Source organism: Streptomyces sp. NPDC007917, assembly GCF_042959105.1.
In the GTDB taxonomy this organism is placed as follows: Bacteria; Actinomycetota; Actinomycetes; order Streptomycetales; family Streptomycetaceae; genus Streptomyces.
In genome coordinates this window covers 256,310-281,731 of the sequence record NZ_JBIBKK010000009.1, presented here as the reverse complement: position 1 = coordinate 281,731, position 25,422 = coordinate 256,310, and the positions used below count along the sequence as shown (strand labels likewise).

At 72.1% G+C, this 25,422-nt stretch carries 25 protein-coding genes; 13 read left to right on the top strand and 12 right to left on the bottom strand.

Going from position 1 to position 25,422, the window contains the following annotated elements; translation table 11 throughout:
- Window positions 1-45: 45 nt before the first annotated feature.
- The gene (locus ACFZDL_RS20660; RefSeq protein ID WP_353587886.1) at window positions 46-546 is read right to left on the bottom strand and encodes a MarR family transcriptional regulator; all 501 of its coding nucleotides are present in this window, start codon (window positions 544-546) and stop codon (window positions 46-48) included.
- 156 nt (window positions 547-702) lie between these two features.
- Between ACFZDL_RS20660 and ACFZDL_RS20655 the strand changes: the two genes are divergently transcribed.
- A complete protein-coding gene (locus ACFZDL_RS20655; protein ID WP_353587884.1) occupies window positions 703-1,464 on the top strand; it encodes a class III extradiol ring-cleavage dioxygenase in 762 nt (253 codons plus the stop codon).
- A gap of 87 nt (window positions 1,465-1,551) precedes the next feature.
- Here the strand turns inward: ACFZDL_RS20655 and ACFZDL_RS20650 are convergent, their stop codons facing one another.
- Window positions 1,552-2,694: a questin oxidase family protein gene (locus ACFZDL_RS20650; RefSeq protein ID WP_353587882.1), complete on the bottom strand. Its 1,143-nt coding sequence runs from the start codon at window positions 2,692-2,694 to the stop codon at window positions 1,552-1,554.
- A 71-nt stretch (window positions 2,695-2,765) separates the two neighbouring features.
- Entirely contained in the window at window positions 2,766-3,308 is a 543-nt protein-coding gene (locus ACFZDL_RS20645; protein ID WP_353587880.1) for a hypothetical protein, read from the bottom strand.
- A gap of 398 nt (window positions 3,309-3,706) precedes the next feature.
- Between ACFZDL_RS20645 and ACFZDL_RS20640 the strand changes: the two genes are divergently transcribed.
- A complete protein-coding gene (locus ACFZDL_RS20640; RefSeq protein ID WP_353587878.1) occupies window positions 3,707-4,708 on the top strand; it encodes a sigma-70 family RNA polymerase sigma factor in 1,002 nt (333 codons plus the stop codon).
- A gap of 152 nt (window positions 4,709-4,860) precedes the next feature.
- On the opposite strand, the gene ACFZDL_RS20635 is transcribed toward ACFZDL_RS20640, so the two are convergent.
- Window positions 4,861-5,598 carry a 3-oxoacyl-ACP reductase family protein gene (locus ACFZDL_RS20635; RefSeq protein WP_353587876.1) on the bottom strand — a complete coding sequence of 246 codons (738 nt, stop codon included), beginning with the start codon at window positions 5,596-5,598 and terminating at the stop codon, window positions 4,861-4,863.
- A 369-nt stretch (window positions 5,599-5,967) separates the two neighbouring features.
- Between ACFZDL_RS20635 and ACFZDL_RS20630 the strand changes: the two genes are divergently transcribed.
- From ACFZDL_RS20630 to ACFZDL_RS20620, 3 genes are all read left to right on the top strand, one after another.
- On the top strand, window positions 5,968-6,729 hold the full coding sequence (locus ACFZDL_RS20630; protein ID WP_353587874.1) for a DeoR/GlpR family DNA-binding transcription regulator: 762 nt from the start codon (window positions 5,968-5,970) through the stop codon (window positions 6,727-6,729).
- Window positions 6,726-7,670 carry a 1-phosphofructokinase gene (gene pfkB / locus ACFZDL_RS20625; RefSeq protein WP_353587872.1) on the top strand — a complete coding sequence of 315 codons (945 nt, stop codon included), beginning with the start codon at window positions 6,726-6,728 and terminating at the stop codon, window positions 7,668-7,670. The genes ACFZDL_RS20630 and pfkB overlap by 4 nt, the downstream gene beginning before the upstream one ends.
- A gap of 90 nt (window positions 7,671-7,760) precedes the next feature.
- Entirely contained in the window at window positions 7,761-9,809 is a 2,049-nt protein-coding gene (locus tag ACFZDL_RS20620) for a fructose-specific PTS transporter subunit EIIC (protein ID WP_353587870.1), read from the top strand.
- Between the two features lie 100 nt (window positions 9,810-9,909).
- Here ACFZDL_RS20620 and ACFZDL_RS20615 read toward each other — a convergent pair whose 3' ends face one another.
- Window positions 9,910-10,929 (bottom strand): pyridine nucleotide-disulfide oxidoreductase, encoded by a 1,020-nt coding sequence (locus ACFZDL_RS20615; protein ID WP_353588155.1) that lies wholly within the window; start codon window positions 10,927-10,929, stop codon window positions 9,910-9,912.
- 74 nt (window positions 10,930-11,003) lie between these two features.
- A complete protein-coding gene (locus tag ACFZDL_RS20610) occupies window positions 11,004-12,230 on the bottom strand; it encodes a P1 family peptidase (protein ID WP_353587868.1) in 1,227 nt (408 codons plus the stop codon).
- Window positions 12,231-12,384: 154 nt separating this feature from the next.
- On the opposite strand from ACFZDL_RS20610, the gene ACFZDL_RS20605 reads away from it, so the two are divergent.
- Together ACFZDL_RS20605 and ACFZDL_RS20600 are read left to right on the top strand one after the other, a co-directional pair.
- Window positions 12,385-12,933 (top strand): AMP-binding protein, encoded by a 549-nt coding sequence (locus tag ACFZDL_RS20605; RefSeq protein ID WP_353587866.1) that lies wholly within the window; start codon window positions 12,385-12,387, stop codon window positions 12,931-12,933.
- 3 nt (window positions 12,934-12,936) lie between these two features.
- Window positions 12,937-13,134: a hypothetical protein gene (locus ACFZDL_RS20600; RefSeq protein WP_353587865.1), complete on the top strand. Its 198-nt coding sequence runs from the start codon at window positions 12,937-12,939 to the stop codon at window positions 13,132-13,134.
- A 19-nt stretch (window positions 13,135-13,153) separates the two neighbouring features.
- Here the strand turns inward: ACFZDL_RS20600 and mscL are convergent, their stop codons facing one another.
- From mscL to ACFZDL_RS20575, 5 genes are all read right to left on the bottom strand, one after another.
- Complete coding sequence (mscL, locus tag ACFZDL_RS20595; protein ID WP_353587863.1) at window positions 13,154-13,624, bottom strand: large conductance mechanosensitive channel protein MscL; 471 nt, start codon at window positions 13,622-13,624, stop codon at window positions 13,154-13,156.
- 57 nt (window positions 13,625-13,681) lie between these two features.
- On the bottom strand, window positions 13,682-14,122 hold the full coding sequence (locus ACFZDL_RS20590; protein ID WP_353587861.1) for an RcpC/CpaB family pilus assembly protein: 441 nt from the start codon (window positions 14,120-14,122) through the stop codon (window positions 13,682-13,684).
- A 407-nt stretch (window positions 14,123-14,529) separates the two neighbouring features.
- Complete coding sequence (locus ACFZDL_RS20585; protein ID WP_353587859.1) at window positions 14,530-15,387, bottom strand: S-methyl-5'-thioadenosine phosphorylase; 858 nt, start codon at window positions 15,385-15,387, stop codon at window positions 14,530-14,532.
- 98 nt (window positions 15,388-15,485) lie between these two features.
- Window positions 15,486-15,842 (bottom strand): FmdB family zinc ribbon protein, encoded by a 357-nt coding sequence (locus ACFZDL_RS20580; RefSeq protein WP_353587857.1) that lies wholly within the window; start codon window positions 15,840-15,842, stop codon window positions 15,486-15,488.
- Between the two features lie 122 nt (window positions 15,843-15,964).
- The gene (locus ACFZDL_RS20575) at window positions 15,965-17,473 is read right to left on the bottom strand and encodes a potassium/proton antiporter (protein ID WP_353587855.1); all 1,509 of its coding nucleotides are present in this window, start codon (window positions 17,471-17,473) and stop codon (window positions 15,965-15,967) included.
- Between the two features lie 210 nt (window positions 17,474-17,683).
- On the opposite strand from ACFZDL_RS20575, the gene ACFZDL_RS20570 reads away from it, so the two are divergent.
- Window positions 17,684-20,428, top strand: coding sequence for a penicillin acylase family protein (locus ACFZDL_RS20570; protein WP_353587853.1), 2,745 nt, complete (start codon window positions 17,684-17,686; stop codon window positions 20,426-20,428).
- Between the two features lie 156 nt (window positions 20,429-20,584).
- Here the strand turns inward: ACFZDL_RS20570 and ACFZDL_RS20565 are convergent, their stop codons facing one another.
- A complete protein-coding gene (locus ACFZDL_RS20565; RefSeq protein ID WP_391191853.1) occupies window positions 20,585-21,178 on the bottom strand; it encodes a 5-formyltetrahydrofolate cyclo-ligase in 594 nt (197 codons plus the stop codon).
- A gap of 84 nt (window positions 21,179-21,262) precedes the next feature.
- Here ACFZDL_RS20565 and galU point away from each other — a divergent pair, with 84 nt between their 5' ends.
- The 5 genes from galU (at window position 21,263) to ACFZDL_RS20540 (ending at window position 25,376) form a co-directional block, all read left to right on the top strand.
- Window positions 21,263-22,165 (top strand): UTP--glucose-1-phosphate uridylyltransferase GalU, encoded by a 903-nt coding sequence (galU, locus tag ACFZDL_RS20560; RefSeq protein ID WP_353587849.1) that lies wholly within the window; start codon window positions 21,263-21,265, stop codon window positions 22,163-22,165.
- Between the two features lie 4 nt (window positions 22,166-22,169).
- Window positions 22,170-23,576, top strand: a complete 1,407-nt coding sequence (glp, locus tag ACFZDL_RS20555; protein ID WP_391191766.1) for a gephyrin-like molybdotransferase Glp — start codon at window positions 22,170-22,172, stop codon at window positions 23,574-23,576.
- A 71-nt stretch (window positions 23,577-23,647) separates the two neighbouring features.
- Window positions 23,648-24,130: a cyclic pyranopterin monophosphate synthase MoaC gene (gene moaC, locus ACFZDL_RS20550; protein ID WP_353587848.1), complete on the top strand. Its 483-nt coding sequence runs from the start codon at window positions 23,648-23,650 to the stop codon at window positions 24,128-24,130.
- Window positions 24,127-24,756: a MogA/MoaB family molybdenum cofactor biosynthesis protein gene (locus tag ACFZDL_RS20545; protein WP_353587846.1), complete on the top strand. Its 630-nt coding sequence runs from the start codon at window positions 24,127-24,129 to the stop codon at window positions 24,754-24,756. Before moaC ends, ACFZDL_RS20545 begins: the two co-directional genes overlap by 4 nt.
- The gene (locus ACFZDL_RS20540) at window positions 24,753-25,376 is read left to right on the top strand and encodes a GNAT family N-acetyltransferase (protein WP_065963484.1); all 624 of its coding nucleotides are present in this window, start codon (window positions 24,753-24,755) and stop codon (window positions 25,374-25,376) included. The genes ACFZDL_RS20545 and ACFZDL_RS20540 overlap by 4 nt, the downstream gene beginning before the upstream one ends.
- Window positions 25,377-25,422 lie beyond the last annotated feature (46 nt).

The following is a 25,422-nucleotide window of genomic DNA, read 5'->3' as shown; positions in this document are numbered from 1 at the left end:
CGCGCTGTTCTCGACTCCGCTGTCCTCGGCTGCGCTGTTCTCCGCTCAGCGCAGCCAGGGGAGGTCGGCACCCTCCGGCTGCAGCCCGTCGGCGATGATGCGGCAGATGTCGCCGAACTGGGCGACCTGCTCCGGTGTGAGCCGGTCGAATATGGCGGCGCGCACGGCCTCGACATGGCCGGGCGCCGCTTTCTTCAGCACCTCGAACCCCTCCTCCGTCAGCACGGCGTTCTGGCCGCGCTTGTCGGAGGAGCAGTCCTCGCGCCGTACCCAGCCGTTTTTCTCCAGGCGGGTGATGGCATGCGAGAGGCGGGACCGGGTGATCTTCGCGGCGGCGGCCAGCTCCGTCATCCGCAGCCGGTGCCGAGGTGCCCAGGAGAGCTTCACCAGCAGGCCGTAGTACACATGCGGCAAGCCCGCGTCGCGCTGCAGCTGACGGTCGAGATGGTCTTCGAGCAGCATGTTCGCCTGGACGTAGGCCTGCCAGGCGTGCTGTTCATCGTCGGTCAGCCAGCGGGGTTCTTCGGCGTCTGCAGGGATCTTCATCGCTTCCACGGGCTCATTGTAAAAGCTGTTTCTTGAAATTTAAACTAGTGGGGGCTACAGTGGGTTCCGAAAGTTTTTCTTGAGACTTCAAGTTATGGCAGGGGAGCCGCCATGTCCGCCGCCGCCACGCCGTCCGCGTCCGTATCGGGTGGGCGTATGCCTGCCCTCTATCTCAGCCACGGTGCTCCGCCGCTCGCCGACGACCCGGTCTGGCCCGGCCAGCTCGCCGCCTGGTCGGCGGGGCTGCCCCGGCCCACGGCGATCCTGATGGTCTCCGCCCACTGGGAGGAGGCGCCGCTGGCCCTCGGGGCGACCCGGGCCGTGCCGCTGGTGTACGACTTCTGGGGCTTCCCCGAGCACTACTACCGGGTGCGCTACGACGCCCCCGGCGCGCCCGAACTCGCCGAGCGCGTGCGCAAGACGCTGCGTACGGCGGGCACGCCCGTCCAGGACATCCCGGACCGGGGCCTGGACCACGGCGCGTACGTCCCGCTCGTCGAGATGTACCCGGACGCCGACATCCCCGTCCTGCAGGTGTCGATGCCGACCCTCGACCCGGGCGAGCTGCTGGCCATCGGCCGCAAGCTCGCCCCGCTGCGGGACGAGGGCGTGCTGATCGTCGGCAGCGGCTTCTTCACCCACAACCTGGCCGCGCTGCGGAACGCGGGGCCGACGCCGCCCGGCTGGTCGACGGAGTTCGACGACTGGGGGCAGCGGGCGCTGGACGCCCAGGACGTCGACGCGCTGCTGGACTTCGAGCGCAAGTCCCCGGCGGGCCGCCTGGCTCATCCGCGCACCGAGCACTTCGCGCCGCTGTTCGTCACCCTGGGCGCCGCGGAGTCCGACCTCGGCAGCCAGCGCAGCGTCATCGACGGCTTCTGGATGGGGCTGGCCAAGCGGTCCGTGCAGTTCGGCTGACGGTCGCGCGTTCGCGTGTTCGCGCGCTTGCCCGTGCGAGGGTTCGCGGATTCGCGGGTTCCCTCGTTTCCGCGTTTCCGCGCGGGGTCATGCCATCGGCTCGATGAGCGCGCAGGCGCGCAGGGCCGCCGCCGGGGCGAGGTCGTCGCCCCCGCCGGTCGTCTCTGTCCGGGCCGCCTGCGGCATCGCCATGACGTCGAGCACGGTGTCGGCCAGCTTGATCGCGTGCTCGTCGCCGTGCGCGGCGGCGCGCGCGAAGATCTCCTCGGCCCGCTCGGCGGGCGTGGCCCCGGCCGGTACGGTCGGCAGCTCGCCGGGCGGAAGGGCCGTGGGCGGCGCGTACGCGGCCAGTACCGCGGCGTTCGCCGCCCACGCCGCGTCCAGGCTGGTCGCCCAGAGCTCACGGGGGAGCGCGGGCAGGGTGCGCAGCACGGCGTTGGGCGCGGTCACGGCGTGGACCATCATGATCGGCGAGCCGTGTGCGTGGGTGGCGTAGCGGTGGGCGGCGGCCCGTACGAGCTCGGCCAGCAGCTCGCGCGCCCGGTCAGGACCCAGCGCCCCGGAGGCGGGGTCGGGCCAGAGGGGGAACGTCGTGATCTGCGCCAGCCGGTCGCGGATGCCACCGCTCTGGTCCGCGACGCGCGGGACGGCGGCCATCGCCTCGGCGGCGGTGCGCGGGGCGGGCCCCGGCAGCCGGTCGAGCGGGGGCAGCGGGGCGTGGCGGGCGGCCCAGTAGCCGAGGGCGTGGGCGAGCTCATGGGCGCGGGGCCCGGTCGCGAGCTCGTCGGCGGGGGAGGGGGCGCCCTGGGGGCCGGTGGCGGGGTGCGTCTCGCCGAGGAGGGTGCGTACCGCGTGGCCGACGCGGATGACCGGGTGCGTCGCCCCGCCGGCGATCCCGGGCAGCAGCCGCGGCCACCACTGGGCGAGGACGTCGCGCCAGGGCTGGTCGGCGAGTTCGCGGGTGAAGTACGCGGTCCAGTCGGCGATCCGGCGCGGGTCGCCGAGCGCCTCGGGCCAGTTCTCGGCGGTGACGGTGGCGTACGGGGTCGGCATGTCCTCGAGCTTGCCGGCGTAGAGGTCGAGCCAGCGGTGCACCGTGGGGCCCTGTCCGTGTCGGACCAGGGCCTCGACGGCCATCGGGGCGTGGTTGGTCAGCCAGCCGCCGCGCTCGGGGCCCGTGGCGTGCAGCCGTTCCAGTGCTTCGTCGAGTGTGCCGCTCGTGTCGTCCATGAACGCCACGCTAGGCAGGGGCGCCGGGCCCCGTAACGGTCCGGCGATGTACCGCAGCGGGGCCCGCGGACCTACGCCGGGCGACCGGGGCCAGTGGGTCCGGGGGCCTGGGGCGCTTGGGAATTCCGCGGGCTCTGGGAGGTTTGGGAGGTTTGGGGGGCCTGAGCGCCGCCCCGTCGGCCGGACGATGTCGGGTGGGTGCGGAAGACATAGAAGGACGCGGCGTACATCGCGAGCGCGCCGCCGAGGCCCATCATCGAGGAGCGGAACACGGAGTGGCCGCTCAGGCTGTAGAGGAAGCCGAAGGCACAGCCGAAGAGCGCCCCGTACGCGACCGACCTCAGCTCCGGCATCAGGGCGGACTGGAACCGGCCGACCAGATAGCAGAGCGCCCCGACGACCACGGCCGCCACCAGGCCGAGCAGGCCGGCCTGGAGGATGGGAGACCCCTCGTTGTGGGCGATGAAGATCGCGTATCCGCCCAGGAAGATCCCCAGGACGACCGGGACCACCCAAGACGCGGAGGGGTGCGGCCGGGTCTCGAGGTGGAGGTGGGGGATGCGGAGGTGCGGGTGATGGCGGTGGCGCGCCGGAGCGGCGGTGGGGGCGTTCATGGCGGCTCTCCTTCCTCGACGCCCTGACCTCTCTTCTCTTCTCTGTCCAGCGCACACCCGGGTGACGGGCCGGGCAACTCGGCCGGGTGCCGGTGGGACGTCGGTGCGGTGCCGGTGGGGTGATCGCGCAACCAGAATCCGGCCACGGACGTCTTCGGGGGTGAGAGCAACCGCGGGCGCCGCACCGGACCGCCCTTGACACCCGCCCTGACCTGCACTTCCGGGCGTTATGAGGGCAAATCGGCACCGTGTGTCGGGACAGGGTACTGCATGATCGCGAAAACGCGTGCGCGGCATGGGAATTCTGTCCGGATTCCAGTCGTTGTTTCCATCGGACGGGGCACCCGGCAGGAATACCGTCCATAGTCCGCGCCCGATCCATCTGTAAGGGAGCACGCATGGCAACCCGTGCCGTCGCCCGCAATCAGGCCACCGGAAGTGGCGCTGATGGGGCCAACAGTGTTCGCGCCACAGGCGGGGAGATCGCCGATCGCGACCTGGTCGGCATGTATCTCGACGAGATCGCTCGCACCCCGCTGCTCGACGCGGCCAAGGAGGTCGAGCTGTCTCAGGCAATCGAAGCGGGTGTCTATGCCCAGCAGATCCTGGACGGTGAGGCCGACGACGCCCCGGCGGCCGGTGCGAGCCGCGAGGAGCTGGAGGCGATAGCCGCCGAGGGCGCCCGTGCCAAGGACGTCTTCATCCGCTCCAACCTGCGCCTGGTCGTGGCCGTCGCCCGCCGGTACCCGCGCAGCGGGCTGCCGCTTCTCGACCTGATCCAGGAGGGAAACGCAGGCCTGGTCCGCGCGGTGGAGAAGTTCGACTACACAAAGGGCTTCAAGTTCTCGACGTATGCCACGTGGTGGATCCGCCAGGCCATCACCCGCTCGATCGCCGACCAGTCCCGCACCATCCGGCTGCCCGTCCACCTGGTCGAGGAGCTGGGCCGGATCCGGCGGGTGCAGCGCGAGTTCAACCGTGAGCACGGCCGCGAGCCGGAGCACTCGGAGATCGCCGCGGAGCTGGGCTCCACGACCGAGCGGGTCTCGGATGTGCTCGACTGGGCCCGCGACCCCGTCAGTCTGAACATGTCGGTGGACGACGAGGGCGAGACCCAGTTCGGCGATCTGCTGGAGGACACCTCGGCCGTCTCGCCCGAGCAGTCGGTGATGACGCTGCTGCGCAGCGAGGAGCTGGAGGATCTGATCGGTCGGCTCGACGACCGCACGGCGTCCATCATCAAGGCCCGGTACGGCATCGACGACGGGCGGGAGCGCACGCTCACCGAGGTCGGCAAGCAGCATGGCCTCACGCGCGAGCGGATCCGCCAGATCGAGAAGCACGCGCTGCTGGAGCTGAAGAAGATGGCGCGCCAGACCGGCTTCGACGAAGCCGCCTGAGCCACCGTCCCCCGTTACCCCTCTCCCTACGTCTTTGCTTGTCTCTGGTCCCTGTCCGCAGTTTCCGCCCGCAGCCTCTCTCCGCGGAGTCTGCCCATGACCGAGCCCCGGTGCCTCTCCCCCCCAGGCGCCGGGGCTCGACCCTGGGCTGCTCAGACGGCGAAGCCGCCGTCCACGGCGATCGCGGCCCCGGTGATGTACCGGCCGGCGTCCCCGGCGAGATGGGAGACGGTCGCGGCGATCTCCGACGGCTGTCCGTAGCGGCCGAGCGCGGTGAAGCCGCTCTGCATGGCGGCGCCCTCCCCGTCGGCGGGGTTCATCTCGGTGTCGACGGGGCCGGGGTGGACGAGGTTGGCGGTGATGCCGCGCGGGCCGAGCTCGCGGGCCAGCGCCTTGGTCAGACCGGTGAGGGCGGTCTTGCTCATCGCGTACAGCGAGCCGCCGGGGAAGGCGACGCGCTCGGCCATGCAGCTGCCGATGTTGATGATGCGACCGCCGTCGGTCAGGTGGTGGGCGGCGGCCTGAGCGGCCAGGAAAGGCGCGCGGATGTTGACGGCCAGGACGCGGTCCACGTCCTCAAGCGCAAGGTCGCCGACCGGGCCGAGCACGCCGACGCCCGCGTTGTTGACCAGGATGTCGAGCCGCCCGAACTCCGCGGCCGCCCCGGCCACGGCCTCGCGTACCGCGCTGGGGTCCGCGCTGTCGGCCCGGACGGCCCAGGCCCGGCGGCCCAGGGCCTTGATCCGGTCGACGACGGCCGCCGCCCGCTCCTCGCTGTTCTGGTAGGTCAGGGCGACGTCGGCGCCGTCTTCGGCGAGCCGGAGCGCCACCGCTTCGCCGATGCCCCGGCTGCCGCCGGTGACCAGTGCCGCCTTGCCGTCGAGTGCCATGTGTGTCCCTCGTTCTGATTCCCGCCGACTGTTTTCTGCCGACGTTTTCTGTTGATCCGTTGTGGTCTGTGCCGTCCTGGAGGACATGACTCGATCCTCGTGGGGCGGGGTCGGAGATTCCGGCGGCATTCGGACGTCGCGCTGACCCGTCGCGGGCCGTCACGGACGTACCGCGAACCCCTCGCGAACCCCTCGCGAACCCCTCGAGACCGCTGGCGAACCACTCGGGCGTGCCCGATCCCGTCCGACTTGGGTCCGAGCGTGTCCGTACGGGGCTGTTTTCTGCCCGAGTCTGTTTACTTCCCGGCATTGGGGACGTAACCTGGCCGCGAAATCACAGGTTCGGGCATGGAAAGGACGTAAACCCACATGTACGCACCGGAGCGGCAGCAGGAGATCCTCCGGCTGGCTCGCGAGAGCGGCCGGGTGGATGTGCTGTCCCTCGCCGAGGAGTTCCAGGTCACCGCCGAAACGGTGCGGCGCGACCTGCGGGCGCTCGACCGGGCGGGCCTGGTCCGCCGCGTGCACGGGGGTGCCATTCCGGCCGGCCGTCTCGACTTCGAACCCGACCTCGCCGAGCGCGAGAGCACCGCCGCCGACGAGAAGGACCGCATCGCCCGCGCCGCCGTCGCCGAACTGCCCGCCGACGGCAGCGTGATCATCGACGCGGGCTCGACGGCGGCCCGGCTCGCCGCCGCGGTCCCGCTGGAATCCGATCTCACCGTGGTCACCCACGCGCTGCCGATCGCCGCCCGGCTCGCCGACCACCCCGGCATCGCCCTCCATCTCGTCGGCGGCCGGGTCCGGCACCGCACACGCGCCGCGGTGGACGCATGGGCGCTGCGCGGCTACGGCGAGATCAAGGCCGATGTCGTCTTCCTCGCCACCAACGGCTTCTCGCTCGAGGGCGGCCTGACCACCCCCGATCTCGCGGAGGCCGCCGTCAAGCGCGCCATCGTCGCCGCCGCCCGCCGGGTCGTCCTCCTCGCTGACTCGTCCAAGTTCGGCCAGGAGCACTTCGCCAGGTTCGGCGATCTCGGCCATGTCGATCTGCTCATCACCGACACCGGGCTCAGCCCGCAGGACGCCCTGGCTATCGAGCGGCAGGGCACGGAAGTAGCGCGCGTATGATCCTCACCGTCACCCCCAATCCCAGCCTGGACCGCACCTACGAGATTCCGGCGCTGGAGCGCGGCGCCGTGCTGCGCGCCGCGGCCGACCGGGTCGATCCCGGCGGCAAGGGCGTCAATGTCTCGCGGGCCGTGGCCGCGGCCGGGCACCGCACGGTCGCCGTGCTGCCGCTGGGCGGGCCGGAGGGCGCGCTGCTGGCGCGGCTGCTCGGCGAACTGGGGATCGAGGCCGCGGGCGTCTCCGTACAGGGCTCGACCCGGGTCAATATCTCCGTGGCCGAGCCCGACGGCACCCTCACCAAGATCAACGCGGCCGGACCCGAGCTGACCCCCGCCGAGGCGGAGGCACTGCTGGAGGCCGTACGGACCCAGTCGGCCGACGCCGACTGGATCGCCTGCTGCGGCAGCCTGCCCCGCGGACTCGCCCCCGAGTGGTACGCCGAACTCGTGGCGCGGGCCCACCGCGCGGGCGCCCGGATCGCCCTGGACACCTCCGGCCCCTCGCTCACGGCGGCCCTGCGCGAGCGCCCCGACGTCGTCAAGCCGAACGCCGAGGAGCTGGCCCAGGCCGTGGGCCGCCCGCTGGCCACCGTCGGCGACGCGGTCAAGGCGGCCGAGGAGCTGCGGGCGCTCGGCGCACGCGCCGTCCTGGCCAGCCTCGGCGCGGACGGCCAGCTGCTCGTCGACGAGACGGGCACCTACTTCGGCGCGGCTCAGGTCGCCGCCGTCCGCAGTAATGTCGGTGCGGGCGACGCTTCCCTCGCCGGATTCCTCGCGGCGGGCGGCCTCGGGCCGGCCGCCCTGGCCTCGGCCGTGGCCCACGGCGCGGCCGCCGTACAACTGCCGGGCAGCGTCATGCCCACCCCGGCCGATCTGGACCCGTCCGCCGTCACCACGACCGCGGACGTCCCGCTGGACCGCGCCCTCACGGAGCCCGCGTGACCAGCCCGACCCCGTCCCACCCCCTCCCCCCAGTCCCCACTCCGCCGCCCACCTTCCCCGGGGCGGCACCGCACACAAGGGAGCCGCGAGATGAGTGAGCTGATCACCGCGGACCTGGTCGACCTGGACCTGTCCGCCGACACCAAGGAAGCGGCTGCCCGGTCGCTCGCCGAACGCATGGTCGCGGCCGGCCGCGTCACGGACCTCGACGGCTTCCTCGCCGACGTGGCGGCCCGTGAGGCCCAGATGCCGACCGGTCTGGACGGCGGCATCGGCATACCGCACTGCCGCAGCGAGCATGTCACCGAGCCGACCCTGGCCTTCGGGCGCAGCGCCGCGCGCATCGACTTCGGCGCCGCGGACGGCCCGGCCGACCTGATCTTTCTGATCGCCGCCCCGGCGGGCGCGGACAGCGATCACCTGACCATCCTGTCCAGCCTGGCGCGCCAGCTGATGAACGCCGAGTTCACCGGCGCGCTGCGGTCGGTCGAGGACCCGCGACAGGCGGCCGCCCTGATCCGCGGCGACCAGCCGGAGCCGTCGTCGGCGGCCGACGCCGAGGCGAGCACGCAGCCCCCCGCGGCCGACGCCGAGCCCGCGGCGTCCGAGCCCTTCCGGATCGTGGCCGTCACCTCCTGCCCCACCGGCATCGCGCACACCTATATGGCAGCCGAGTCGCTGGAGAACGCGGCTCGGGATGCCGGGGTCGAGCTGGTGGTCGAGACCCAGGGCTCGGCCGGGTTCGACAGGCTCGCCCCCGCGACCATCGCCGCCGCCGACGCGGTGATCTTCGCGCATGACGTGGGGGTGCGGGACAAGGAGCGGTTCGCCGGGAAGCCGACCGTGGACGTCGGGGTGAAGGCGGGCATCAACCGCCCGGCGGAGCTGATCGCCGAGGTGCGAGAGAAGGCCGCGCGCGGTGAGATCAGCGCACCGGCCACCGCCTCCGCGGACGCCGACCGCTCGGCGCCGATGGACCGGGCCGGCGAGTCCGGCGACCGCTTCGGCACCCGGCTGCGCAAGTGGCTGATGACCGGCGTCAGCTACATGGTCCCCTTCGTGGCCGCGGGCGGTCTGCTGATCGCGCTGGCCTTCGCGATCGGTGGCTACGAGATCGCGAGCGCCAAGTCCGTCGCCGACCACTTCGTGTGGGCCGAGAAGGACAGCTGGGCGGCGCTGCTCTTCCAGATCGGCGGGGCTGCGTTCACCTTCCTGGTGCCGGTCCTGGCCGGCTATATCGCCTACGGCATGGCCGACAGGCCCGGCCTGGTGCCCGGCTTCGTCGGTGGCTACATCGCGACCACCATCAAGGCGGGGTTCCTGGGCGGCCTGGTCGCGGGTCTGATCGCGGGCGCGGTCGTCATGGGCATCCAGCGGTTCAAGGTCCCGGCGTCGCTGCGCGGCATCATGCCGGTCGTGGTGATACCGCTGATCTCCTCGGCGATCGTCGGCTTCCTGATGTTCGTGGTGATCGGCAAGCCCATCGCCTCCGCGCAGAAGGGCATGACCGACTGGCTCAACGGCCTCTCCGGCACGAACGCCATCATCCTCGGCGTCATCCTGGGCCTGATGATGTGCTTCGACCTGGGCGGCCCGGTCAACAAGGTCGCGTACGCCTTCGCGACCGGCGGTATCGCGGTGTCGGACCCGAGCACCGGCAGCCTCAAGATCATGGCCGCGGTGATGGCGGCCGGCATGGTCCCGCCGCTGGCCATGGCACTGGCCACCACCGTCCGCGGACAGCTGTTCACCAAGGCGGAGCGGGAGAACGGCAAGGCGGCCTGGGTGCTGGGGGCCTCCTTCATCAGCGAGGGCGCGATCCCCTTCGCGGCGGCGGACCCGCTGCGGGTGATCCCCTCCTCGATGGTGGGCGGCGCGGTCACCGGCGCGCTGTCGATGCTCTTCGACTGCACGCTGCGCGCCCCGCACGGCGGCATCTTCGTGGTCCCGCTGATCGGCCAGCCGTTCCTGTACCTGCTGGCCATCGTGGCGGGCACGGCGGTCTCCGCCGGTCTGGTCATCGTCCTCAAGGGGATGCGCAAGACCGCCCGGCCCGAGACGGCCGCCGCGGCGGCCGACGGCAAGCCCGCCCCGGGCGCCGGTGCCGGCGGCGAGGCCAAGGTGCCCGTCACGGTCTGACCGCGCCGACCTCCACCGCAACCACCACCACATCCACCGCCGCCATCCGCGGCGCCCTTCCCTCGGCGGTGAGACGGAGCCATCCCGTCTCACCGCCGGGTCATGCGCGGGGTGGTACGTCATCCGTCACCACCGTCGGCAGGCCGCGTGACGCGTAGTAGGCGCCGAGCGCGGCCTCGCTCCCCGACCCCATGGCGGTCGCGATCCGCTGGAAGCGGGCGGAGCGCAGATCGCCCGCGGTGAAGACCCTGGGGTGCTGACGGGAGGGCGGACAGTAGCCCGAGGAGTCGGTGGAGAGGTCCCCGCCGGGCGGCGTGGGGCCGCTGCCGAGGTTGCGGAACCCGAGGTGGCCGGTCAGGGTGCGCCGCTCGCCGTCCACGGTCACCACCTCGGCCGTGAGCGGAGCGTCGGCTGTGGGCGGCTCTCCGGGCTGCTCCTCGGGCGGGGGCGACGCGAGGGTCAGGCGACGCACCGGCACCAGCTCGACCCGCGGGTCCTGGGCGATCTCCTCGGCCTTGTACGCGTCACCCGGCGGACAGGCGACGACGAACCGGCTCTCCAGGTCCGGATGGGCCCGCAGAAATGTGCCGAGCGGCCGGTCGGCGCCGAGGACCAGCGCGGTGCGGCCGCTGAGCGCGGCCGGGTCCGCCTCCCACAGCGGGGGCAGCACCAGCCCTTGCCGACCGTCGATCCACCCGGCGTCCTCCAGCCGCAGCGGCCCGACGCCGGTGGCGACCACGGCGTACGGCGCGGTCAGCAGCAGCGCGGAACCGGGCGCCTCCGCGGGCACGGTGGTCACCTCCACCCGGTCCTCGTGGGCGCCGATCCGCACGGCGCGCCGACCGAGCTCCACCCGGCACAGATCGCTGCGGGCGACATCGGCCCTGATCGCCGCCGCCAGAGCCGGACCGGTGGCGAAGCCCAGCACATTGCCGAGCACCGCGACGCGCTCCAGCCCTCGGCACAGCGACTCATCCGACTCGATGAGCACGGACCGCATCCCGAGGCCCGCCGCCATCACCACGGCGGCGCAGCCGGCCGGGCCACCGCCGACGACGATCAAGTCGGCCTCGACGGCAGCGGCCTCCACGGCAGCCACATCCATGGTGGCGGCATCCATGGTGGTGGCCTTCCTGGCCGTGGTGTCCCCAGCGGTTGTGTCCGTCATCGCTCCCCTCACCTCCCTCGCCCCGGCTACGCGGAGCTCTCCCTACGGGCCCCCGCCCCGCCTTCCGTCTCGTCCTGCGGTCCTGCCTGCCCGGAGCCGTACAGCTCGCGGTACGAGGGGAACACGCCCCCCGGCCCGTCCACCCCCTCGGCCGCCAGCACCCCCTTGACCACCGCGCGCGTCAGCACATCCGCCCCCGCGGCCAATACCTCGTTCAGCGCGCCGGCTTCCACATGCACCCCGAACGCCGGGTCCTGCGCGCCGTCGGCGCCCTCCGGCACGAGCGGGCGGTCGCCCGTCGCCAGGGCGAAGACCGTGTCACCGTCGGACAGCAGATGCACGGGCCGCACCGCGCGCGCCAGGCCGTCGTGTGCCGTGCCCGCGAGCTTGTGCGCCTGGGCGCGGCTGAGCACCGCGTCCGTGGCGACCACCGCCAAGGTGGTGTTCAGCGGGGGCCGCACGGACGCCGCCGAACGCCGCTCCGACTCGGCCCGCGCGGCGGCCAGCCGACGCTGTGCCCTGGCGTGCTCCGCCTCGCCGGGACGGTGGACCCGGCCGCCCTCCGGCACCGCCTCATACGGCTCGTACGGCTCGCCGAACCACTCCCCGTACAGCGCGCCCGTCAGCGGATCGACCACCGAGCCCGCCGCGTTGACCGCCGCCAGGGCGGCCACGGTGATCCCGGACGGCAGGACCACGCTCGCCGAGCCGATGCCGCCCTTGACGCCTCCCGCCACCGCGCCCGTGCCGGCCCCCACACAGCCCTGCGCGACCGGCGCGCCCAGGTCCGTACCGGCCGCGGCCTCGATGGCCTCGCGCCCCAGCGCGGCGTCCGGCCGGGCCCGCCAGTCGCCCCCGCGCCCGAGGTCGAAGAGGGCGGCGGCCGGTACGACCGGCACCACCTGCGCCGGGTCGGGGCCGACCCGGAAGCCACGGCCCTGCTCCTCGAGCCAGGCGGCCACTCCGGAGGCGGCGTCCAGTCCGAACGCGCTGCCGCCGGTCAGCACGACGGCATCGACGCGCTGGACGAGATTGCGCGGATCGAGGGCGTCGGTCTCGCGGGTGCCGGGGCCACCGCCTCGGACATCGACCGCGGCGATCGCACCTCCTTCGGGGGCCAGTACGACGGTCGTGCCGCTGAGCCATCCGTCGCCGGTCCGCCGCGCATGGCCGACGCGCAGCCCGGGTACATCCGTCAGGGCATCGACCCGGCCGGGGCGGGCGGGTCGGGGTGTCTTCCGGTCGCTGTCCATGGGCGCTATGCGTAGCACGGAAGCCGTGGCGAAGGGGCCGCGGGCGCGGGAGCGTTCGCGCGGAGCCCTCGTCAACAGGACGTTCATCAGACGTTGATTGGCCGACGGCAGGCTGTGCGATATGCCGTTCGCCCTCGTCCGAAGGAAGACCAACGTGCCCCGTACGTCTCGGACGGAGGAGCTCCCGACCCTGGCCGCCGCCGCGCGGCAGGCGCCTCGGGTGGCCCTCCGCTGGATCAGTGAGCCGGACTGCGAGGAGGAGCTGACGCACGCCGAACTGCTCGACCAGGCGGGGCGGGCGGCGGCGGCCCTGACGAGGCTCGGCGTGCGCGCGGGGGACCGGGTGGCGGTGCATCTGCCGCTGATCCCCGAATCCGTGATCGCCACGCTCGCCTGTGGCCGCCTCGACGCCGTACGCTCCACGCTCCCCGTCGGGCTGCGCGTCCATGAGCTGCGCGCCCGGCTGGCGGGGATGGACGCGAAGGTGCTGATCACCGCGGACGGCGACTGGCGGCGCGGGGAGCCGCAGCCGCTCAAGCCGCTGATCGACCGGGCGCTGGCGGGCAGCGCGCGGACCCCGAAGGTCCTGGTCGTCCACCGTCTGGCCCGCCCCGTGTCCTGGACGCCCGGCCGGGACCTGTGGTGGCACGAGCAGCTGGCCGGCGCCCCCGCCGACGCGCCGTCCGACCGGTCGTACTCTTGACGCATGAGCACCGCCCCCGACCCCGGACCGCGCGACCCGGCAGCCGCGCTGATCTTCGACGATCCGCTGGCGCAGCGCTCCTCGGACGACACGGACCGCGGCTGGGGTGAGCGCCCGGCCGGCGGCGGCACCGGCGATGGCACCGACGGCGCCGCGGACCTGGCCCGCTTCCTCGACGAGAAGCCGCCCCACCACCTCTGAGCTCCGGAACCCCGAGGGCTCAGGTGCTCGATGCGCTGCCGCGCAGCGCGACCAGCTCGTCCCTTATCTCGCGGAGCAGCGCGATCTCGGCGCTCTCCTTCTCGGCCTGCTTCTCCTCTTCCTGCTGCTCCTTGGCGGCCTTCCGCGCCAGATAGCGCGACATCGGCAGCACCATCAGGAAGTACACCACCGCCGCCGTGATCAGGAAGGTGAGCACGGCGCTCAGCACGGTCCCCCAGAGGATGGGGATGCCCCTGGTGACCTCGCCCGCGGCGTTCGTCTCGCAGGGGGCCTCCAGGCAGGAGCGGTACTTCTCCAGGTCCTTGGTGCCGAAGGCGCCGACGACCGGATTGATCAGGCCCTTCACTATGGAGTTCACGACGCCCGTGAACGCGGCTCCGACCACGACCGCGACAGCCAGATCGATGACGTTGCCACGCATCAGGAAGGCCTTGAAGCCCTCCATGACGCTCTTCTTCTCCTCGCTCAACCCTTTGCCTTTCTCTCGCCGCACCGGTTGTGGAGCGGACGGCTCCGCAACCTACGGTCAAGATCGGCACAGCGCCACCGCCAACTTCGATGTGGCCGCCGCACCGGCCAGGGCCGCCGCGGTCGGCCGCTCCACCGCGAGCACGACCAGCGCTCCGCCACTCGCCGCTCCGAGGTCCGCGCTCTCGACGTCCGCCGCCGTCATACGCCCCGGCCGCGGCACATCGGTCACCCGCGCACCACGAGCGATCACATGCGCGGCGGCAGGGCCGCGGGCCTGACCGGGCCCCGGGGCGGCCAGCACATCCACTCGGTCACCGGGGCGCAGCAGCCGCACAGCCGCCGCGTCGGCGATCCGCACCGGCGCGGACACCACGGCCGGCCGCGGCTCGCGTCGGCCGTCGTCCGGCGGCGCGGAGGCCGCCGGACGCGGTTCGGAGCCGCCGGAGGGCGCGGCGGCTGCCAGCGCGGCCGCGGTCATCGCCAGACCCGCCGCCATCGAGCGCCGGCGCCGCCGTAACGCCCGCCGCAGCCGATGTCCGCCGCGGCCCACCCGCACCGGCCCGAACCCCGGCACCGCGCACGTCGGGGGAGTGCGACGGGACCGCTCGGCCCAGGAAGGAGCCGAGCGCGCCCGGGACGCGGGCGAAGGCGACAAAGGCGATGAGAGGGACAGAGAGGGCGATAGTGAGGGCGGCGGGGATGGAGGGGATGGAAGTGACGGAGGAGAGGAAGCGGACGGAGAGCGGAGGAACGGGTCGGACACGGCAATCACCGCCTGTCGTGAGAGGCCGGGAGCTTCTGGCCCCTTCACGATGCCCGTCCTCGCCGAATCCCGCTCGGGCCTGTGCACAACCCCCAGGCTGTGGATAACTCCGTCACCCGCGCGGGTAAACCCGCCGACCGCTACGGCAGCTCGATCCCCAGGTCCCAGCCGTCGTGCCCATGGGTGCACAGGCACTCCCGCGCCTCGGCGGCCGGCAGCGCGCCCACCGCGTCGAACAGCACGTCGCGCAGCCGCTCCAAGTTCTCCCCGAACACCCGCAGCACCTCGCCGTGCGAGACCCCCTCGCCCGTCTCCGCACCCGCGTCCAGGTCCGTGACCAGCGTCAACGACGTGTAGCAGAGCTCCAGTTCACGGGCGAGCACCGCTTCCGGATGTCCCGTCATGCCGACCACCGACCACCCCTGCGCCGCATGCCACCGCGACTCGGCCCGGGTGGAGAAGCGCGGCCCCTCGATCACGCACAGCGTGCCGCCGTCCACCGGTTCCCAGTCGCGCCCGCGCGCCGCCGCCACCGCGACCTGCCGCCCCGTCGGGCAGTACGGATCGGCGAAGGTGGTGTGCACCACGTTCGGGACCTGCCCGTCCGGCAGCGCCTCGCCGTCGAAATAGGTCTGGACGCGGCCCTTCGTGCGGTCCACCAACTGGTCCGGCACCAGGAGCGTCCCCGGCCCGTACTCGGGCCGCAGCCCGCCCACCGCGCACGGGCCGAAGATCTGCCGTACCCCGACCGAGCGCAGCGCCCACAGGTTGGCGCGGTAGTTGATCCGGTGTGGGGGCAGGTGGTGCTTGCGGCCGTGGCGCGGGAGGAAGGCGACCCTCCGCCCGGCGACCTCGCCGAGGAAGAGCGAGTCGCTCGGTGCGCCATAGGGGGTCTTGACGGTGATCTCGGTCACATTGTCGAGGAAGGAGTAGAACCCCGACCCGCCGATGACCCCTATCTCCGCCGTCTCCGCATACGTACTGCTGGTCTCCGCCATGCGGTCACCCTAGCCAGCGCCGTCCGCGCATACGACATCCCGCCGCCTCCCCCTGAGGGAAGCGGCGGGATGTCGTATGCGCTTGGGGCGGCCGTATGTCAGGCGGCCGACGAGGTGCTGCTCGACGTGGTCGACGACGAAGAACTCGACGACGAGCCCGACGAAGAACTCGAGGACGACGACGAAGACGTGTCCGAGGAGGAGGACGAAGACGAGGAGCCCTCGCTCTTCGCGGCCGCCGGCTTCGACGAGCCGCCGCCGGTGCTGCCGGACGACGAGCCGCGGCTGTCGTTCCGGTAGAAACCGGAGCCCTTGAAGACGATGCCGACCGCCGAGAACACCTTCTTCAGGCGTCCCTTGCAGCTGGGGCACTCGGTGAGCGCGTCGTCAGTGAACTTCTGCACCGCCTCGAGGCCCTCGCCACACTCGGTGCACTGGTACTGATAGGTCGGCACTTACTCCTCCTGGCACTCTCACTCAATGAGTGCTAACGACGGTCCATAGTGCAGTATTCCTGCCCGCCAGTCCACTGCGGCGGGCCATACGGTGACCCAGCCCACGCGGCCCGGCCCGACCGTCACTGCCCGCTCGTGCCCAGCCAGCCCGCCAGCTTGCCGCCCCGGCCCACCGCCCGCAGCCGCTCCTCCGCCGCGTCCCGCACCGGGTCCGTGGCCACGACCAGCAGCTCGTCGCCGCGCCGCAGCACGGTCGAGGGCTGCGGCACAAAGCTCTTCGCTTCCCGGACGACCAAGGTGACCGCCGCCCCCGTCGGCAGCCGCAGCTCGCCGACCTCCACGCCGTGCATCTTGGAGTCCCTGGGGATCGAAACCGACAGCAGATGCCCGCGCAGCCGCTCCAGCGGCGCCGACTCGATGCCGAGGTCCGCCGCCCCCTCCTCCTCGCCCAGGCGCAGCCGGCGCGCGACCCAGGGCAGGGTCGGGCCCTGCACCAGGGTGTAGACGATCACCAGCACGAAGACGATGTTGAAGACGCGGCGGCTGTCGGGCACGTCCGAGACCACCGGGATGGTGGCGAGCACGATCGGCACCGCACCGCGCAGCCCCGCCCACGACAGCAGCGCCTTCTCCCGCCACGGCACCTGGAAGGGCAGCGTGCTCACCAGCACCGAAAGCGGCCGGGCCACCGCGGTCAGCGCCAGCCCGACGCCGATGGCCGGCCAGACGTCGTCGCCCAGGTCGTGGGGGGTCACCAGCAGGCCGAGCAGCACGAACATGCCGATCTGCGCTATCCAGCCGAGCCCCTCGGCGAAGCCGCGCGTCGCCGGCCAGTGCGGCAGCTTCGCGTTCCCCAGGATCAGCGAGGCCAGGTAGACGGCGAGGAAGCCGGAGCCGTGGGCCAGCGCCCCGCCCGCGTACGCGATCACGGCGATCGCCATCACCGCGATCGGGTACAGGCCCGAGGCGGGCAGCGCGACATGCCGCAGGCCGTACGCCCCCAGCCAGCCGATGGCCAGCCCCACCACCGCGCCGATGGCCAGCTCCAGGGCGATCTCGCCGAGCAGCAGGTACCACGGCTCAATCGCGCGCTGGGCGGAGAAGGCGACCACGAGGATCACCACCGGGGCGTCGTTGAAGCCGGACTCCGCCTCCAGGGTGCCCGTGAGCCTCCTCGGCAGGGGCACCTTGCGCAGCACTGAGAAGACCGCCGCCGCGTCCGTGGAGGACACCACCGCACCGATGATCAGCGCTTGCCGCCAGTCGAGCCCGACCAGATAGTGCGCGGCCGACGCCGTGACCCCGACGCTCACCGCGACCCCCACCGTGGACAGCACGGCGGCGAGGGGCAGGGCGGGTTTGATTTCCCGCCACTTCGTGCCGAGGCCGCCCTCGGCCAGGATGACCACAAGCGCGGCATAGCCGAGGACCTGCGTGAGCGCGGCGTCCCCGAAGACGACGCCGATCCCGTCCTGCCCGATCGCGACGCCGAGGCCGAGGTAGATGAGCAGGGTCGGCAGCCCGCTGCGCGTCGAGACCCTGACGGCCGCCACCGCGACGAGCAGGACGAGTGAGCAGATCAGCAGGAGTTCGTTGAGGTGGTGGACAGTCAGCGGCCGAACCTTTCTCACGGGAGCGGCCGGAAGGCTCCCCGACCGACCGGAACTTCATTGCCTTACCTAATATTTTACGGGTTCTTGACGCGGGTGTCTGACATCGGTTTTTCGCGGGTGGTGGCCGGTGGGTGGCCCCAGTCATGACTCCGCGTAGGGGCGGCGACAGCGCTGCGCCTATGGTTGCTCCAGCACTCCAGGATCACCCTGCCCCCTCGAAGGACAGCGATGCCCGCCAACAAAAACGGCCCTTCTGGCAAGAAGAAGGGCCGACGTGCCCGCCTGATCGTGATCGCAGTCGTGCTGCTGCTCGTGGGGGGCGTCGGATACGGCACGTACTGGAGCATCAGTACGGTGCGTGCCTCCTTCCCGGAGACCACGGGATCGCTGCAGCTCAAGGGCCTGTCCGGGCCTGTGCAGGTCAAGCGCGACGGCTACGGGATACCGCAGATCTACGCCGACACCCCCGAGGACCTCTTCCGCGCCCAGGGGTTCGTCCAGGCCCAGGACCGCTTCTGGGAGATGGACGTACGCCGCCATATGACGGCCGGTAGGCTCTCCGAGATGTTCGGCTCCGGACAGGTGGAGACCGACGCGTTCCTGCGCACTCTGGGCTGGCACCGCGTCGCGCAGCAGGAGTACGACACCAAGTTGTCGCCGTCCACCAAGAAGTATCTGCGGGCCTATGCCGACGGGGTCAACGCCTATCTCGCGGACCACCAGGGCAAGGAGCTGTCCGTCGAGTACGCGGCCCTGGAGTTCGAGCACGACTACAGGCCCGAGAAGTGGACCCCGGTCGACTCGGTGGCCTGGCTCAAGGCCATGGCGTGGGACTTGCGCGGCAATATGCAGGACGAGGTCGACCGCGCGCTGGCCTCCAGCCGCTTGAGCGCCAAGGAGATCGAAGAGCTGTACCCGGCCTACCCGTACAGCCGCAACAAGCCGATCGTGGACGGCGGCGCGGTGGACGGGACCACCGGCGCGTTCGACCCCAAGGCGACCGCGACGGACACCTCCACCGACTCCCCGGCGAACGGGGTCGCGGGCGCCACCCAGGGCTTCCAGACCCAGCTCTCCTCGCTCTCCAAGACCCTCGACGACGTGCCGGCGCTGCTCGGCCCGAACGGCACCGGCATCGGCTCCAACTCGTGGGTGGTCGCGGGCCGGTACACGACCACCGGTAAGCCGCTGCTCGCCAACGACCCGCATCTGGCCCCCCAGCTGCCGTCCGTCTGGTACCAGATGGGCCTGCACTGCAACCAGGTCAGCACCGCGTGCCCGTACGACGTGGCGGGCTTCACGTTCTCCGGTATGCCGGGGGTCGTCATAGGCCACAACCAGAACATCGCCTGGGGCATGACCAACCTGGGCGCGGACGTGACCGACCTCTACCTGGAGAAGGTCACCGACCAGGGCTACCTCTACGACGGCAAGCAGGTGCCCTTCAAGACCCGTGAGGAGACCATCAAGGTCGCCGGCGGCAAGTCCCGGACGATCACCGTCCGCTCCACCCGGCACGGCCCGATCGTCTCCGACCGGGACGACGAACTCGGGGACGTCGGCAAGAGCGCACCGGTAGGCAGCGACGTCGGCGATGTGGCACCCGACCGCGGCGACGGCTACGCCGTCTCGCTGCGCTGGACCGCGCTGGACCCGTCCAACTCCATGGACGCGGTCTTCGAGCTCGACTCCGCCAAGAACTTCACCGACTTCCGCAAGGCGGCCCGCGACTTCGCCGTCCCCGCCCAGAACCTGATCTACGCCGACACCAAGAACCACATCGGCTACCAGATGCCCGGCAAGATCCCCACGCGCGCCAAGGGTGACGGCCGTTACCCGGCGCCCGGCTGGGACTCGCGCTACGAGTGGAACGGCTACATCCCGCAGGCCGAGCTGCCCTGGGACTACGACCCCAAGCGCGGCTACATCGTCACCGCCAACCAGGCCGTCATAGGCAAGGACTACAAGTACCAGCTGACGGACGACTGGGGATACGGGGCGCGCAGCCAGCGGATAACCGACCTGATCGAGTCGAAGATCAAGGACAACGGGAAGATCTCGACCGACGACATGCAGTCCATGCAGATGGACAACAGCAGCGAGATCGCCGAGCTGCTGACCCCCTACCTGCTGAAGATCGACGTCAAGGACGGCTTCGTCAGGGAGGCGCAGAAGCTCCTGGAGGGCTGGGACTACACCCAGGACTCGGACTCCCCGGCCGCCGCCTACTTCAACGCCGTCTATCGCAACGTCCTTATGCTCGCGTTCGGAAACAAACTTCCGAAGGAGCTGCGGGTGAAGGGCCAGTGTCTGCGGGTCCGGCCGGCCGATGACTCCGGCCCCGCCGAGGACCTGAACGGCAAGGCCCGGCTGGTGCGCGAGTGCGGCCAGCGCGACGCGGCGTCGGCCCAGCCGGACGGCGGCGACCGCTGGTACGAGGTCATCCGCAAGATCATCAAGGATCCCAAGAACCACTGGTGGAAGACCACCGGCACCCGCCTCGAGCCCGCCGCCACCAACCGGGACCAGCTCCTGGGCCAGGCCCTGAAGGACGCCCGCGCCGAGCTCACCGCCAAGCTGGGCAAGGACATCAACAGCTGGAGCTGGGGCCGACTGCACCGGCTGACGCTGAAGAACCAGACCCTGGGCACCGAGGGCCCGGGTGTGGTGCAGTGGCTCCTCAACCGCGGCCCCTGGAACCTGTCCGGCGGCGAGGCCGCGGTCAACGCCACCGGGTGGAACGCGGCGGGCGGCTACGGCGTCACCTGGGTGCCGTCCATGCGGATGGTCGTCAACCTCGACAATCTGGACAAGTCGCGGTGGATCAACCTCACCGGCGCCTCCGGGCACGCCTACCACGCGCACTACACCGACCAGACGGAGAAGTGGGTGAAGGGTGAGCTGCTGCCCTGGTCCTTCAGTGAGAGCGCGGTGAAGAAGTCGACTGACGACGAGCTGGCGCTCACGCCCTGACCTCTTCGGTCAGCACGGCCACGCACGCCCCCCGCGAGACCCCCGCCCCTGCCGCGGACAGGTTTCGCGAGGGGCGTGCCGCCGTATAAGGGGCGCGCCTACGGGGCCCGGAACGCTCCTACGGCCCGGAACGCGCCTACAGGACCTGGAGCGCGCCTACAGGGTCCGGAAGCGGTGCACCGCCGAGGGCGTCACCGCCGCGTGCACCGGTTGGTCGTGGGCCTCGCCCGGGACCTCGTCCAGCACCTCGCCGTCGTACAGCAGGACCACCAGCGCCGGACGCGCCCCGGCCCGGTCCAGCCGGGCCAGCACCCGGTCGTACGAACCGCCGCCGCGGCCCAGGCGCACCCCGCGCCGGTCCACCGCGAGCCCGGGCAGCAGCACGACGTCCGCCCCGGTGACCGCCTCGGGGCCAAGCCGCGGTCCCCCCGGCTCCAGCAGCCCCCGCCCGGCGCGCACCAGGCGGTCGGGGCCCTCGTCCCGGCCCCAGTCGAGGTCGTTGTCCTCCCGCAGAACCGGGAGCAGCACCCGTACGCCCCGCGCGCGCAGCGCCTCCCTCAGGTCCCGTGTGCCGGGCTCGCTGCCCACCGAGACATACGCGGCCACCGTCCCCGCCCCCGCGAGCTCCGGCAGCTCCAGTGCGCGACACGCCAGACGTGCCTGGGTGTCCGCGATGTCATCCGCCGTCAACCTGGCTCTCACCGCGATGAGACTTCGCCGCAACTCCGGCTTACTACCTTCGCTGTTGATCACTGCGTGCACAAACTTCCTGTCTCATGTCATATTCACTGAACCCTCATCAAGCTCTCAAAGGCACCCGATAGGGTTCAGTACATGACTCAAGCGCGTACTCGGATCAGCAAGGCTGTCATCCCTGCCGCGGGGCTTGGAACCCGCTTCCTGCCGGCCACGAAGGCCACGCCCAAGGAGATGCTGCCGGTCGTCGACAAGCCGGCGATCCAGTACGTCGTCGAGGAAGCCGTCACCGCCGGGCTGTCCGATGTGCTCATGATCACCGGCCGTAACAAGCGGCCCCTGGAGGATCACTTCGATCGCAACTACGAGCTCGAAGAGGCCCTGAGCCGCAAGGGCGACGAGACCCGACTCGCCCGCGTCCAGGAATCCAGCGATCTCGCGACCATGCACTACGTCCGCCAGGGCGATCCCAGGGGCCTTGGCCACGCCGTGCTGTGCGCCGCCCCGCACGTCGGTGACCAGCCCTTTGCCGTCCTCCTCGGCGACGACCTCATCGATGCCCGCGATCCGCTCCTGTCCCACATGGTCGAGGTGCAGGAGCAGCACGGCGGCAGCGTCATCGCCCTGATGGAGGTGGACCCCGAGCAGATCCACCTCTACGGCTGCGCCGCCGTCAAGCCGACCCTGGACGGGGATGTGGTGCGGGTGACCGGGCTCGTCGAGAAGCCGGACCCGGCCGACGCGCCCAGCAACTACGCCGTCATCGGCCGCTATGTCCTCGACCCCGCCGTCTTCGACGTGCTGCGCGCCACCGAGCCCGGGCGCGGCGGCGAGATCCAGCTGACCGACGCCCTGCAGGCGCTCGCCGCCGATCCGGACGTCGGCGGGCCGGTCCACGGTGTCGTCTTCAAGGGGCGCCGCTACGACACAGGAGACCGTGGCGACTATCTGCGTGCCATTGTCAGACTCGCGTGCGAACGTGAAGACCTGGGCCCGGACTTCCGGGACTGGCTTCGCCGTTACGTCACCGAGGAGATGTAGCACTGTGAGCAGCACCGCAGCACGCGCCACCGACCAGGGCCCGGACCAGGGGCCGGGCCCGCGGCCCGGCTCGTCCGGGCCGGGGCGGGGCGAGGAGAGGGGCGGGGGTCGGAGCGGCGAGGACCGCGGTGAGGGCCGCGTGTGGACGGTGGCCGAGCATCTCGACGACATCCTCAGCCATCTCCATCCCCTCGACCCCATTGAGCTGCAGCTGCTCGAGGCCCAGGGCTGTGTCCTCGTCGAGGACGTCACCGTCCCCTCCGCCCTCCCCCCGTTCGACAACAGCTCCATGGACGGCTACGCCGTCCGTACGGCCGACATCGCGGCGGCGACCGAGGAGTACCCCGCGGTGCTCACCGTCGTCGGAGACATCGCGGCGGGCAGCGAAACCGCGCCCGCCGTCGGGCCCGGCGAGGCCGCCCGCATCATGACCGGCGCCCCACTGCCGCCCGGCGCCCAGGCCGTCGTGCCCGTCGAGTGGACCGACGGCGGCCTCGGCCGGGGCCCGGTCTCCGCCATGCCCGCCTACAGCGAGGCCCCCGAGGGCGCGAGAGGCAGGGTGCGGGTGTACCGCCCGGCCGCGGCCGGGCAGCATGTGCGCCCCCGCGGCTGCGACGCCGGGGCGGGCGAGCTGGCGCTGCGCGCCGGCACAATCCTGGGGGCGCCGCAGATCGGTCTGCTGGCCGCGCTCGGGCGCGCCACCGTCAGGGTGCGGCCGCGGCCGCGCGTGGTGGTGCTGTCGACCGGCAGCGAGCTGGTCCAGCCCGGCCAGGAGGCGGGCCCGGGCCGGATCCACGACTCGAACAGCTTCCAGCTCACCGCCGCCGCGCAGGACGCCGGGGCGATCGCCTTCCGGGTGGGCGCGGTCGCCGACGACGCCGGGACGCTGCGGGCGACCGTCGAGGACCAGCTGAGCCGGGCGGACATCGTGGTCACCAGCGGCGGCGTCAGCGTCGGCGCGTACGACGTGGTCAAGGAGGCCATGCGGGAGGTCGACTTCCGCAAGCTGGCCATGCAGCCGGGCAAGCCTCAGGGCTTCGGGCGGGTCGGCCCTGACCGCGTCCCGTTCCTCGCCCTCCCCGGGAACCCGGTCAGCTCCTATGTCTCCTTCGAGCTGTTCGTACGGCCCGCCATCCGCACCCTGATGGGCATCGGCCCCGTCCACCGCCCCCTCGTGCGGGCGCGCTGCCCCAAGGGCGTCGCGTCCTCCCCGCGGGGCCGGCGCCAGTTCCTGCGCGGCTGGTACGAGCCGCCGGGGGTGGACGCCGAGACCGGCCTTGTCACCCCTGTGGGTGGCTCCGGATCCCACCTGATCAAGGCGCTCGCGCACGCCAACGCGCTGATCGTGGTCCCCGAGGAGACCACGGAGGTCGCCGCCGGCGCCGAAGTGGACGTCGTCCTGCTCACCTAGGCGCCTGACCGCCGCCCGCTGCGGGTACGGTGTCGTCCCACAGGAGCCACCTGGCCCGGACCGGGAGAACGATGAGCAGCGCCCAGGACCATCTCACCCATCTCGACCCATCGGGCGCGGCGCGCATGGTCGACGTCTCGGACAAGGACGTCACCGCCCGCACCGCCCGCGCCAGCGGCCGCGTGCTCGTCGCCCCGCGCGTCGTGGAGCTGCTGCGCGGCGATGGCGTCCCCAAGGGCGACGCCATCGCCACCGCGCGCATCGCGGGCATCATGGGCGCCAAGCGCACCCCGGACCTGATCCCGCTGTGCCATCCGCTCGCCGTCTCGGGCGTGACCGTGGACCTCACGGTCGCCGACGACGCGGTGGAGATCACCGCCACGGTCCGCACCACCGACCGTACGGGCGTCGAGATGGAGGCCCTGACGGCGGTCAGCGTGGCCGCCCTCACGGTGATCGACATGGTCAAGGCCGTGGACAAGTCCGCCGTCATCACGGACGTACGGGTGGAGGAGAAAACGGGCGGGAAGTCCGGCGACTGGAGCCGGGCATGAGCGGCTCGCCGGCCTACCGCGCCCTGGTCGTCACCGCCTCCAACCGCGCCGCCGCCGGGGTCTACGCCGACAAGGGCGGCCCGCTGCTCGTGGACGGGCTGGCGGCGCTGGGCCTCGCGGTCGACGGGCCGTGCGTGGTCCCCGACGGCGACCCGGTGGAGGCGGCCCTGCGCGAGGCGGTGACCGCTTCGTACGACGTGGTCGTGACCACGGGCGGCACGGGGATCTCACCCACCGACCACACCCCCGAGGCGACCCGCCGCGTGCTCGACTACGAGATTCCGGGCATCGCGGAAGCGGTCCGCGCCGAGGGGCTGGCCAAAGTGCCCACCGCCGCGCTCTCCCGTGGCCTGGCCGGGGTCGCCGGGACCACCCTGATCGTCAACCTGCCTGGGTCGACCGGCGGCGTACGGGACGGGCTCGCGGTCCTGGGGCGGATTCTGGTCCACGCCCTCGAGCAGCTGCACGGCGGCGACCACCCCAGACCCGCCGACCCTCCTGATCCCGGCGGCCCGTCTCATCCCGCCGGCCCGTCTCATGCCGTCGATCCGGCTCACCCCGCCGACCCGGCGGTCACCCCTGACGGCCGCACCGGTCCTGCCGGTTCTGTTGGGAGCGCGAGCTGAACGCGCCCTGGCCGGTCGTGCTGGCGGACGGCGATACGGTCCTCCGCCCCATAAAGCTGCGCGACCAGCGCGCCTGGCGCGAGGTCAACCAGCGCAACCGCGAGTGGCTGCGCCCCTGGGAGGCCACCATTCCGCCGCCCCCGCCCGGCGGCCCCGTCACCCACCGGCCCACCTACCGCCAGATGGTCCGCCACCTTCGCGCCGAGGCGCATGCCGGGCGGATGCTGCCGTTCGTCGTCGAATACCGGGGGCGGCTGGCCGGACAGCTGACGGTGGCCGGGATCACCTGGGGTTCGATGTGCTCGGGCCATATCGGCTATTGGATCGATGAGGCGGTCGCCGGCCGCGGGGTGATGCCGACCGCCGTCGCGCTCGCCACGGACCACTGCTTCCGCGCGGTCGGGCTGCACCGCATCGAGGTGTGTATCCGGCCGGAGAACGGGCCGAGCCGGCGCGTGGTGGAAAAACTGGGATTCCGCGAGGAGGGGCTGCGGCCCCGCTACCTCCACATCGACGGCGCCTGGCGTGACCACCTTGTCTTCGCCCTCACGGCGGAGGAGGTCCCGGAGGGGCTGCTGGCCCGGTGGCACCGGATGAGACCAGGTGCATCGCAAAAATAAAATATGTGTTCGAAATCGCCGGGCATTTGAGCACATTCTCAACCTG

Bases quoted from the DNA above. Each gene is read 5' to 3' on its own strand.
- ACFZDL_RS20650 (WP_353587882.1), bottom strand. From the start codon at position 2,694: ATGGACGACACGAGCGGCACACTCGACGAAGCACTGGAACGGCTGCAC.
- ACFZDL_RS20640 (WP_353587878.1), top strand. From the start codon at position 3,707: ATGGCAACCCGTGCCGTCGCCCGCAATCAGGCCACCGGAAGTGGCGCT.
- pfkB (WP_353587872.1), top strand. From the start codon at position 6,726: ATGATCCTCACCGTCACCCCCAATCCCAGCCTGGACCGCACCTACGAG.
- ACFZDL_RS20620 (WP_353587870.1), top strand. From the start codon at position 7,761: ATGAGTGAGCTGATCACCGCGGACCTGGTCGACCTGGACCTGTCCGCC.
- ACFZDL_RS20630 (WP_353587874.1), top strand. From the start codon at position 5,968: ATGTACGCACCGGAGCGGCAGCAGGAGATCCTCCGGCTGGCTCGCGAG.
- ACFZDL_RS20635 (WP_353587876.1), bottom strand. From the start codon at position 5,598: ATGGCACTCGACGGCAAGGCGGCACTGGTCACCGGCGGCAGCCGGGGC.
- ACFZDL_RS20570 (WP_353587853.1), top strand. From the start codon at position 17,684: ATGCCCGCCAACAAAAACGGCCCTTCTGGCAAGAAGAAGGGCCGACGT.
- ACFZDL_RS20655 (WP_353587884.1), top strand. From the start codon at position 703: ATGCCTGCCCTCTATCTCAGCCACGGTGCTCCGCCGCTCGCCGACGAC.
- galU (WP_353587849.1), top strand. From the start codon at position 21,263: ATGACTCAAGCGCGTACTCGGATCAGCAAGGCTGTCATCCCTGCCGCG.
- ACFZDL_RS20615 (WP_353588155.1), bottom strand. From the start codon at position 10,929: ATGGATGCCGCCACCATGGATGTGGCTGCCGTGGAGGCCGCTGCCGTC.
- ACFZDL_RS20645 (WP_353587880.1), bottom strand. From the start codon at position 3,308: ATGAACGCCCCCACCGCCGCTCCGGCGCGCCACCGCCATCACCCGCAC.
- moaC (WP_353587848.1), top strand. From the start codon at position 23,648: ATGAGCAGCGCCCAGGACCATCTCACCCATCTCGACCCATCGGGCGCG.
- ACFZDL_RS20590 (WP_353587861.1), bottom strand. From the start codon at position 14,122: ATGGCGGCGGGTCTGGCGATGACCGCGGCCGCGCTGGCAGCCGCCGCG.
- ACFZDL_RS20610 (WP_353587868.1), bottom strand. From the start codon at position 12,230: ATGGACAGCGACCGGAAGACACCCCGACCCGCCCGCCCCGGCCGGGTC.
- ACFZDL_RS20600 (WP_353587865.1), top strand. From the start codon at position 12,937: ATGAGCACCGCCCCCGACCCCGGACCGCGCGACCCGGCAGCCGCGCTG.
- ACFZDL_RS20660 (WP_353587886.1), bottom strand. From the start codon at position 546: ATGAAGATCCCTGCAGACGCCGAAGAACCCCGCTGGCTGACCGACGAT.
- ACFZDL_RS20585 (WP_353587859.1), bottom strand. From the start codon at position 15,387: ATGGCGGAGACCAGCAGTACGTATGCGGAGACGGCGGAGATAGGGGTC.
- ACFZDL_RS20545 (WP_353587846.1), top strand. From the start codon at position 24,127: ATGAGCGGCTCGCCGGCCTACCGCGCCCTGGTCGTCACCGCCTCCAAC.